The sequence below is a fragment of the Sandarakinorhabdus sp. genome, from assembly GCF_041689835.1.
In the GTDB taxonomy this organism is placed as follows: Bacteria; Pseudomonadota; Alphaproteobacteria; order Sphingomonadales; family Sphingomonadaceae; genus Sandarakinorhabdus.
Map to the genome: position 1 here is coordinate 1 of NZ_JBDNFM010000039.1, position 9,033 is coordinate 9,033.

6 protein-coding genes, 1 tRNA gene, 2 rRNA genes and 1 pseudogene are annotated in these 9,033 nt (G+C 62.7%); 5 read left to right on the forward strand and 5 right to left on the reverse strand.

Annotated features, from left to right (window positions below; translation table 11 throughout):
* The 4 genes and pseudogenes from ACESL8_RS01800 to ACESL8_RS01815 all read left to right on the forward strand — a co-directional run.
* Positions 1–393: ribosomal RNA gene (locus tag ACESL8_RS01800) — 23S ribosomal RNA — on the forward strand; the annotation flags it as partial.
* Positions 394–465: 72 nt separating this feature from the next.
* Positions 466–580: ribosomal RNA gene (gene rrf / locus ACESL8_RS01805) — 5S ribosomal RNA — on the forward strand.
* Between the two features lie 98 nt (positions 581–678).
* Positions 679–755: transfer RNA gene (locus tag ACESL8_RS01810), tRNA-Met, on the forward strand.
* Positions 756–1,371: 616 nt separating this feature from the next.
* Positions 1,372–2,253 (forward strand): annotated as a pseudogene (locus ACESL8_RS01815) (IS630 family transposase).
* On the opposite strand, the gene ACESL8_RS01820 reads toward ACESL8_RS01815, so the two are convergent.
* From ACESL8_RS01820 to ACESL8_RS01830, 3 genes are all read right to left on the reverse strand, one after another.
* The gene (locus ACESL8_RS01820; RefSeq protein ID WP_372915302.1) at positions 2,220–2,477 is read right to left on the reverse strand and encodes a hypothetical protein; all 258 of its coding nucleotides are present in this window, start codon (positions 2,475–2,477) and stop codon (positions 2,220–2,222) included. The pseudogene ACESL8_RS01815 and the gene ACESL8_RS01820 sit on opposite strands and share 34 nt — an antisense overlap.
* 24 nt (positions 2,478–2,501) lie before the next feature.
* Entirely contained in the window at positions 2,502–2,636 is a 135-nt protein-coding gene (locus ACESL8_RS01825; RefSeq protein WP_372915304.1) for a hypothetical protein, read from the reverse strand.
* A gap of 245 nt (positions 2,637–2,881) precedes the next feature.
* A complete protein-coding gene (locus ACESL8_RS01830; protein WP_372915306.1) occupies positions 2,882–3,607 on the reverse strand; it encodes a cyclic nucleotide-binding domain-containing protein in 726 nt (241 codons plus the stop codon).
* Positions 3,608–3,713: 106 nt separating this feature from the next.
* Between ACESL8_RS01830 and ACESL8_RS01835 the strand changes: the two genes are divergently transcribed.
* Complete coding sequence (locus ACESL8_RS01835; protein ID WP_372915308.1) at positions 3,714–4,895, forward strand: aspartyl/asparaginyl beta-hydroxylase domain-containing protein; 1,182 nt, start codon at positions 3,714–3,716, stop codon at positions 4,893–4,895.
* 660 nt (positions 4,896–5,555) lie between these two features.
* Here ACESL8_RS01835 and ACESL8_RS01840 read toward each other — a convergent pair.
* Both ACESL8_RS01840 and ACESL8_RS01845 read right to left on the reverse strand, forming a co-directional pair.
* On the reverse strand, positions 5,556–7,328 hold the full coding sequence (locus ACESL8_RS01840) for a DEAD/DEAH box helicase (RefSeq protein ID WP_372915310.1): 1,773 nt from the start codon (positions 7,326–7,328) through the stop codon (positions 5,556–5,558).
* 181 nt (positions 7,329–7,509) lie between these two features.
* Positions 7,510–9,033 (reverse strand): TonB-dependent receptor domain-containing protein (locus ACESL8_RS01845; protein WP_372915312.1); only part of this gene is annotated, 1,524 nt, incomplete at its 5' end.

Genomic DNA, 9,033 nt, shown 5'->3' on the forward strand with positions numbered 1-9,033 from the left:
CGTTTGGCACCTCGATGTCGGCTCATCACATCCTGGGGCTGGAGCAGGTCCCAAGGGTTTGGCTGTTCACCAATTAAAGTTGTACGTGAGCTGGGTTCAGAACGTCGTGAGACAGTTTGGTCCCTATCTGCCGTGGGCGTCGAGATTTGAGAGGAGTTGTCCCTAGTACGAGAGGACCGGGATGAACATACCTCTGGTGCACCTGTCGTCACGCCAGTGGCGCAGCAGGGTAGCTATGTATGGACGGGATAACCGCTGAAAGCATCTAAGCGGGAAGCCTCCCTCAAGATAAGATCTCATCGAGTCGTGGAAGACCACCACGTTGATAGGCCGGGTGTGTAAGTGCAGTAATGCATTCAGCTAACCGGTCCTAATTACTCTGGTCACGCCTGAAGATCCCACCATCAACGACATCACTGTGCATACGTCATCGTTCAAAATTCCTCCTGTTTGCCGGCTTCATGGCTTGGTGGTCATAGCGCCTGTGACCCACCCGATCCCATCTCGAACTCGGCCGTGAAACCAGGCTGCGCCAATGGTACTTTCGCTTAAGCGATGGAAGAGTAGGTCGCCGCCAGGCCTTGCAGCCGGCAGTCAGCAGGAATACAAACTCATTCACTTGTCTTTGGAGCGGGTGTGCCACAATGGCTTTATCCGCCAATCCTTTTCATAGTTTGCCGCGGGGTGGAGCAGCCCGGTAGCTCGTCAGGCTCATAACCTGAAGGCCGCAGGTTCAAATCCTGCCCCCGCAACCATTCTAGACCCCGCCGTTATTTCGGCGGGGTTTTTTGTGTCATTTCTCTAGCCATTGTCAGTTCGGCACACGGCAATGGCTCAAGTGCCGTTGCCAGCCAAGGTGCAATCACCAGTCTGATTTTCACGCTGAAGCCCAAAAGCAGCACGTCGTGCTCTTTTTAGCCGCCAAGGAGACCGGTCTGCACCAGGATCGCCCGCTCTTTTCGGCGTCAGTAGCGCCACCCTTGATTGAGCCGACATCGATGTTGGTGCAACGCGCCTAAAATCGCCAAATTCCGCCACCATCTTCTCAGCGCACGCAGCGGTAAGGCGCCTGGGTGGCTGAAGACGTACACCAAGTTTTGTTTACGATCTCACACTGCTGCCTCAAACAATCTGCAGGAACACGCAGGCAGCCATCGGCTTGCTCCGACCTCGGCCAAGGCTGAAACGCGTTGACTTCGCTTAATTCCACTGGTGGCATCGAGCACAGCTGCGCGACACCGAATGCCGGCAGCTTTCCGCCTGCGCGCTGGCTGGGCGAGCCCGGTCTCGCCGACGCGCTCACTAGAGCGGTTTCCGGGCGTTTTGAATCGTTGGAGATTCACAAGGTGCGGGTTCTCTGATTCAAGCTCCATGCCAGCGGAGAAGGCGATACGGTTTTGGGTCAGCGCGGCGAGTGCGATCCGTTGGCGACAACTGACGCTTCGTCACGGCACGCCAGCGGCCAAGGTCCAGGGCGGCGACCGGCGTTCGGCCAGGATCGAGGCGCGCGCTTTGTTCATCTTGGGCGCGATCGAGACGAAGACTGACATAACGCTGGTCGGGCTTCAGGCCCTGCTGGCCGGGCGCGGCACGCCCGTCGGCACCGGTACGCTGTGGCGGTTCTTCGACCGCCACCGAATCACGTGTAAAAAAGGCCGCGCACGCCATCGAGCAAGACTGTCCCGACGTCCCGAAGCAGCGCGAGGAGTGGTTCGACAGCCGGCTCGACCTCGATCCCGAGCGGCTGGTGTTCATCGACGAGACCTGGGCGTCCACCAACATGGCGCGCCGCCATGTCCGGTGCCGGCGCGGCGAACGGCTACGGGCCGGGGTGCCGCACGAGCACTGGAAAACGACGACCTTCGTTGCCGGCCTGCGGCGAACCGGGATGGTCGCGCCGTGGGTGCTCGACGGGCCGATGTACGGCGATGCCTTCACCACCTATGTCTCGCGCGTTCTCGTCCCGGAGTTGTCGCCGGGCGATGTGGTGATCATGGACAATCTGTCGAGCCACAAGGCGCCCGCCGTGCGCGCCGCCCTCGAGGTCATGGGCACCAGGCTGCTCTTCCTTCCGCCCTACAGTCACGACTTCAATCCGATCGAACAGGCATTCTCGAAACTGAAGGCCCACCTGCGCAAAGCGGCCGAGCTCACCATTCACGGACTGTGGAACGCCATCGGCCGCATCCTTACCTCTACTCCCCACAGGAATGCGCGAACTACTTCGACAACAGCGGATATGATGCAGACTGATCGGGAAGCGCTCTAAACTCTGCCAGATCGCCATTGTGGGCCAGCGTCAGCGGGCTGCCGATCATGTGGAAGGGGTGCAGGCTTTGTTGGTTGATGGCGGCGCTGCCATCCAGCGGCACGCCGCGCAGGCGGGAAACGAGGCTGCGCACTTTCAGCCTGGCAGCCAGCGCCCGTAGATTGGCGTCGAACACCGCGACGTTGGTGGAATGAAACGTGAGTGGCAAATGGCTGCTGGCCAGATCGTCATTTCACGCAGCAACGCCGAAGCCGGCCAGATTGAGCATGGCCAGCAATTGCGCATCGGACGTCTGATTGAGCAGCGCATTGTCCGGCCGCACCACCAGATTATCCAGCACCACCGGTGCCCCGACATAACCCAGCAATCCGGCACATCAGGCGGCCCCCAGCACGGTGAGGCGAGCGCGAACCCGGGTGAGTCTGCGCTGATCGCGCACCAACGCGGCCCCCAGCATCTGGCTGAGTGCCTGGTAAAGCCGGCCAGGTTGACTGGGCAGGGCGGCACACACAACAGTTCAGCGGATTCGCGCACGAGCAGGCGGGCATTCCAGCCGCTGCCCAGCACAAACGGCGCGCCGCCCACCAGCGCGCCAGGGCCATGCACCAGCAGTTATATGCCGTCAGTCGCCTGCCATTGCAGGGCGCTGCGCAGCACAATCCACAGCCCGGCTGGCGCCTGCCCCGCCGCGATGAGCAACAAGCCGCGATAGGCAGCATGGCCGTGGCCGGCGGCAGCCAACGCTTCCCACATCGCCGGATCGAAGTGATCGAAGCCGGAAAAATTGTGCAAGCGAGCGGCCAGTTGCGCCGCCCCTGCGGGTATTGTGACAGGCAAGGCTGGCGGCGTTTCAGAGGGCGCTGCGGCGGCAAATGTATCGACCAGCGCGCGAGCACGCAGCGCCACCTGCCGGCGCAGCGCACCAGTTGCAGCGCCGGCCACGGCATCGCCAGCGGCAAACAGGCCGGGAAAAAGCCCAAGATCGATGCGCCAGCCCTGGCAGCCCTCCATCACCACCACATCCGCCGAGCGCCGGCCGCCATCTAGCAGGCAAAATTCACCAAGCACGCCGCCCGTGCCGATCAGTGCCAATTTGATATGGCCATCGCCCAGTGTGCGCCCGATCGCCGCCACGCTGCCGTGGGTGCGCAGATACAGGCCATCGGCTTGGTTGTTCTGGGCAAACAGCCGCGTGCCGGCTGGCGCAGCAAATGGTTCGCTCAGCGCGGCGAATGCAGCCAGCGCGCTGGTATCCAGTTCGGCCAGTAAATCGACTCCGGCCGGTAGTGATGCGGCTGCGTGCTGCAATATCCCCATCGCCCCCCAATTTCGCAGCACGATAGACCGTGTTGGCAGCAACTGGCCAGAGCCGCCGATTTTCTGCTGCGGCAGTGCTGCGGCTGGTCTATCAAGCGCCCACCACATTCTGCACCCGGAAGCCCGAATGACTAACGATCCCACAGTCCTCAATCAGCAAGGCATGGCGGCGTTGAGCCAGGGCGATGCGGCGCGTGCCGTTGCGGCATTTGCAGCGGCGGCTGCGGTCGACCCGGCGGCGGGGATTTTGCATTATAATCTGGCCAATGCCCACGCGCTGGCTGGAAACCCGGCGGCGCAGCAGGACGCTCTGGATGCAGCACTGGACCGCGATCCCTATATGGCCCACGCGCTTTTGGCCCGCGGCCGCCTGCACGAAAATCAGGGCCGCACGGCTGAAGCGCTCGCGGATTATGGCCGGCTTGTCGCCGCCGTCGACTCGCGTGAACCGGTGGGCCCCGGCTTTGCTGCCGGTCTTGATCACGCCACTCAGGTGTTGGAGGCTGCAAATGCTGCGCTGGCAGCACGCCTTGACGGCGCGCTCACCGACGAACTGGCCCAAGCATCGCCGCAAGCGGCGATGCGGGTGCGCCATGCGGTGGAGGCGCAGCTTGGTCGCCGCCGCATTTACGTGCATCAGCCGCTGGCGCTGCACTATCCCTACATGCCGGCCATCCAGTATTTTGAACGTGATCTCTTCCCCTGGCTGGCCGAGCTGGAGGCCGCCACCCCGCTGATCCGCGCTGAATTGCAGGCGCTGCTGGCGGCGGGCGGCGACGGTTTTGCGCCCTATGTCAATTATCCGCCCGGCGTGCCGGTCAACCAGTGGCGCGAGCTCAATCACAGTGATGCCTGGGCGGCGCGTTTTTTCCTGCACCACGGCACCCGCGACGAAGCGATGTGCGCGCTGTGTCCGAACACGGCCGAAGTGCTTGGCCGCATGCCGCTGTTCGATCTGCCGGGCCGCGGGCCGACGGCGTTCTTCTCGCTGCTGAAACCGCGCACCGTCATCCCGCCGCACACCGGCGCCACCAACATCCGCAGCATCATCCACCTGCCGCTGATCGTGCCCGAAGGCTGCTGGTTCCGCGTCGGCAATGACACCCGCCCGTGGACCCCAGGCCAGGCCTTCGCCTTTGACGACACTATCGAACACGAAGCCCACAATCCGACGGACGAACTGCGCGCGGTGCTGATCCTCGACACCTGGAACCCCTTCATCGCCGCCGACGAACGCCCCCTGATCAGCCGCTGGGTGAACGAACTGGACGCGCACGGCCTGGGGCTGGCGGGGTTTTCAGCGGCCTGAGGGGGCGGATTTTTAGGGAGACGAAAAGGGCCTCCGGCAGGCAGGGACTCGGTCCCCGCACCCGTTTGTTTTCGGGCAGTCCCTTCGCTGTGCCCGCCCAGTTTTGACGGTTTGGCCGAATTGTGTGGGATACAGGATTTTCACACTGCCTCGCACCGCTGACGCCATATCGCCGGACGGCGCCATGATGACTGGCTTTGCCCGAGTAGGACAGCACGCAGCGGCGACCTTTGTTCCCGGTTGGTTGGGGTGTGTGCAGTATCCGAGATGGGGTGGGGAGCGGTAATTTGCTGATGGGGCGCACCAAGTTGAACCGCGCCGGGTTTGCCGGAGGCTCCAACTCCTGAGAAGGTGGAGCGACTATGAGCAAGATAACGAACAATTATGCGCATGAAATTTGATTCGAGCTATGCTCAGGACCCATTAAAGAGCTTGCATCGGTGACGACTGATTGGCGCAATTGCTGCGCTGAGGTGGCGTTGTCATGAGCGATTTGATCTGGTTGTCGGATGCGCAGATGCGGGCGCCGCATCCACACCCGCTATGGCCGATGCGCCCACACCTTCATGTCCGCCATCTGCATCGCCGCAGCCGTTATCTTCTAGCTGTTATCAGTGAGCCCTGAGCCTGGCGATGGCCGGAGCAAAGACAAGCATGTGATCAGGCGTCGGTGCGGATTGGCCGCGACAGGAAGCCGGGCACGCCTTCCGGGCCAAAGCCGGTAAAGCGTTCGCCGTCACCATCATCACCGCGGCGCGGCGGCGGGGCCAGCGCAATGGCACGGTAGCTGGCGAGGGGATCGCCGGCTGCGGCCTGGCGCACGTTGCGTGGTTTTTCGGTGCGCGGGCCGCGCTCGGCTCGCACCGGACGCTCTTCGCGGGGTGCGCGCTCTTCACGAGGTGCGCGCTCTTCACGAGGTGGACGCTCTTCGCGGGGTGCGCGCTCTTCACGAGGTGGGCGCTCTTCGCGGGGCGCGCGCTCTTCACGAGGTGGGCGGGCTTCGCGGGGTGCACGCTCCTCGCGGGCGGGCTGTTCGGCGCGGGCGGGCTGCCCGGCGCGGCGGCGGCGATCCTGCTGCGGCGCCGGCTCGGTTTCGGTGCCGGCTTCGGCAACGATAGGGGCTGCTGCGGCCGGCACTTCATCAGCGGCACGTTCGCGGCGCGGCTGGCGGGCGCGGCGCCGATCGCTGCGTTCTTCGCCCTTGTCGTCACTCTGCTCGTCGCGTTTGTTGTCGGGGCGGCCGGCGCTGCGTTCTTCAGCAGGCGCTGCCACGGCGACAGCTGCTGCTGGCGGCGGCACCGTAACTTCGGCTGCCTTGGCTGCGCCAGTCCAGCGCGCGATTTTCTGCCGGGTCAGCTTTTCGATTTGAGACAGGTTTTCCGCATCTTCGGGCGTCGCAAAGCTGATGGCGACACCGGTGCGGCCAGCGCGGCCAGTGCGGCCGATGCGGTGCACGTAATCGTCCGGGTGCCACGGCATGTCATAATTGATCACGTGGGACACGCCGGGCACGTCCAGCCCGCGCGCTGCCACGTCTGATGCCACCAACAGGCGGATGTCACCCTGTTTGAAGCGGTCAAGCTCGCGGATACGGTCCGATTGTTCCATGTCGCCGTGGATCTGGCCCACGGGCAGGCGCGCGCGTTTGAGAATGTCAGCCAGTTCGCGCACCATGGTCTTCTTGTTGCAGAAGATGATGGCGGTCTTCACGTCGTCCTGGGCAAGGATGGAGCGCAGCAGATCGCGTTTGTCGCGGCTGGTGGTTTCCACCACCCACTGGGTGATATCGGTGTTGGTGCTGGCGGCGCGGGCGACCTCGATGCTTTTGGGGCTGTCCATGAATTGATCGGCCAGCTTCTTGATCGGCGGCGGCATGGTGGCGGAAAACAGCAGGGTCTGCCGCGACTTGGGCAGCTTGGAACAGATGGTTTCGATGTCGGGGATGAAGCCCATGTCGAGCATGCGATCGGCTTCGTCGATGACCAGCATGGCGCAGCCCGACAGCAGGATCTTGCCGCGTGCAAACAGGTCCATCAGGCGGCCCGGCGTGGCGATCAGCACATCCACGCCCTTTTCCAGCGCTGCCAACTGATCACCCATTGAAACGCCGCCAATCAGCAGCGCCATCGAAAGTTTGTGGTTCTTGCCGTATTTGTCGAAATTTTCCGCCACCTGCTGCGCCAACTCGCGGGTAGGTTCGAGGATCAGGCTGCGCGGCATCAGTGCGCGGCTGCGGCCTTCGGCGAGAATGTCGATCATCGGCAGCACAAAGCTGGCGGTCTTGCCGGTGCCGGTCTGGGCGATGGCGATGATATCCTTGCCCATCAGCACCGACGGGATGGCCTGGCGCTGGATGGGGGTGGGCGTGTCATAGCCGCTGTCTGCAACGGCGCGCAGCAGGGCATCGGAAAGGCCCAGGTCGGAAAAGCTCATCGTGTTCCTGTGAATGTGGGCGGCGTGCCGCCCGGATTTATTCAAGGGTCCCATGCGGGGCAGGGCAGCAAAAGTCAATGGCTGGGCCTGGACCGCAGCCTCCGTGCGCCGGCTGCTTCAAAAACCAAACGGGGCGGCTGTTGCCAGCCGCCCCGCCCGAATTCAACCTTGCAAAGTTAGGTCAGAAGCGGAAGCCGGCGGCCACACCATAACGCCGAGGTTCCAGCGTGAAGATGTTGGTGAACAGGCCCGACGACTGGTCGGTGACATACAGGCCGGTTACCGCGCTGTTGTTGGTCAGGTTCTGCACGAAACCGCGGATATACCATTTGTCGTCCGGGCCGTTGAACTGAACCTGGGCGTTGATCACGGTGAAGCTTGGCACGCGGTTGATGAAACCGTTGAAGATGTTGCCAAAGCTTTCGCCAGTGTGGGCGAGGTCAACGCGCGGGATCAGGTTCATATCACCCAATTCGAACGTGTACTGCGCACCCGCCGAGAACTTGTAGGTTGGCGCCTGCGGCAGTTGGTTGCCGCGCAGGTTGGTCAACACGCCTTCTGGCAACATCTGCACACCGCCAAAGGCGGCGCCCAAGGTGGGCGCAAGTGCCTGCAGGACGCCGCAGAACGAGAAGGCGCCGGTGGCACCGTTGAGGCCGCTGTCCACCGGGAATGCGCCCGGTGCGCGCAGGCCGGCGCCGGCCTGCAAACCCGGGATGCCGCCGGCATTGATGATCGCGTTAGCCTGACCCACAAAGCCATTGGCGCCGGCTGCGTTGCCCGCAGTCGTCGGAACCACGGCGCAGTTGGAGCCGTTGGAAATGTCCTTGATGATCACGGCATCGCTGCGGCCGCCCGATGGATCGCGCGGGTTGGCAAGGAACTTGTCGCTGGCCACCTTGGTGTACAGGTACGAGGCATTCAGGTTGATCAGCAGGTTCCGGGTGGGCTGCAGGATAAATTCGCCTTCGAGGCCGTAAACAGTGGCATCGACGTTGTCATTTACCGATGTGCGGGCGGTGATGCGGCTAAGCTGCAGGCCCTTGTATTGGTAATAGAAGGCCGTGATGTTGGCGCGCAGCTTGCCATCGAGGAAGCTGTTCTTGGAGCCGATTTCAAAAGCGTTCACGAATTCAGGTGTGAATGTGTCTGGCACTGCGAAGATCGGCTGCAGCGGCGGGTTGATACCGCCCGATTTGTAACCGCGCGAATAGGACGCATAGATCAGGCTGTCTTCGTTGATCTTCCAGTCGAGCACCGCGCGCCCGGTCACAGCCGACTGGCTGATTTCGCGAACGGAGAAGGCCTGAATGCCAGCGCGGTTGGGATCGCCGTCGAAATTGCGCGCCGCTGGTGCATTGAAAACGCTGCCCGAGGTGCCGAACGGCACAAAGAAGCTGGCCAGCGTTGAACGGGCGCTCACGGCCTTTTCATCGTTGTTGTAACGCAGACCGGCGGTGAACTTCAGATTGTCGGTGATGTTGTAATAGGCTTCACCAAACAGGCCATAGCTTTTGAGGGTGTAGCGCTGCGTGTTGTTGCGGAAGAACGGCGTACCGAGATAGCCTCCGTTGGCCGCGCCGAGCACGCCCACCAGATAGTCGATCCCCCAGCTGTTCACGTAATAGCTGTTTTCGGGCAGCACGGTATCAACGTAGATGCCGCCGACCAGGAAGTTGAACTTGCCTTCAAATTGCGAGCTGAC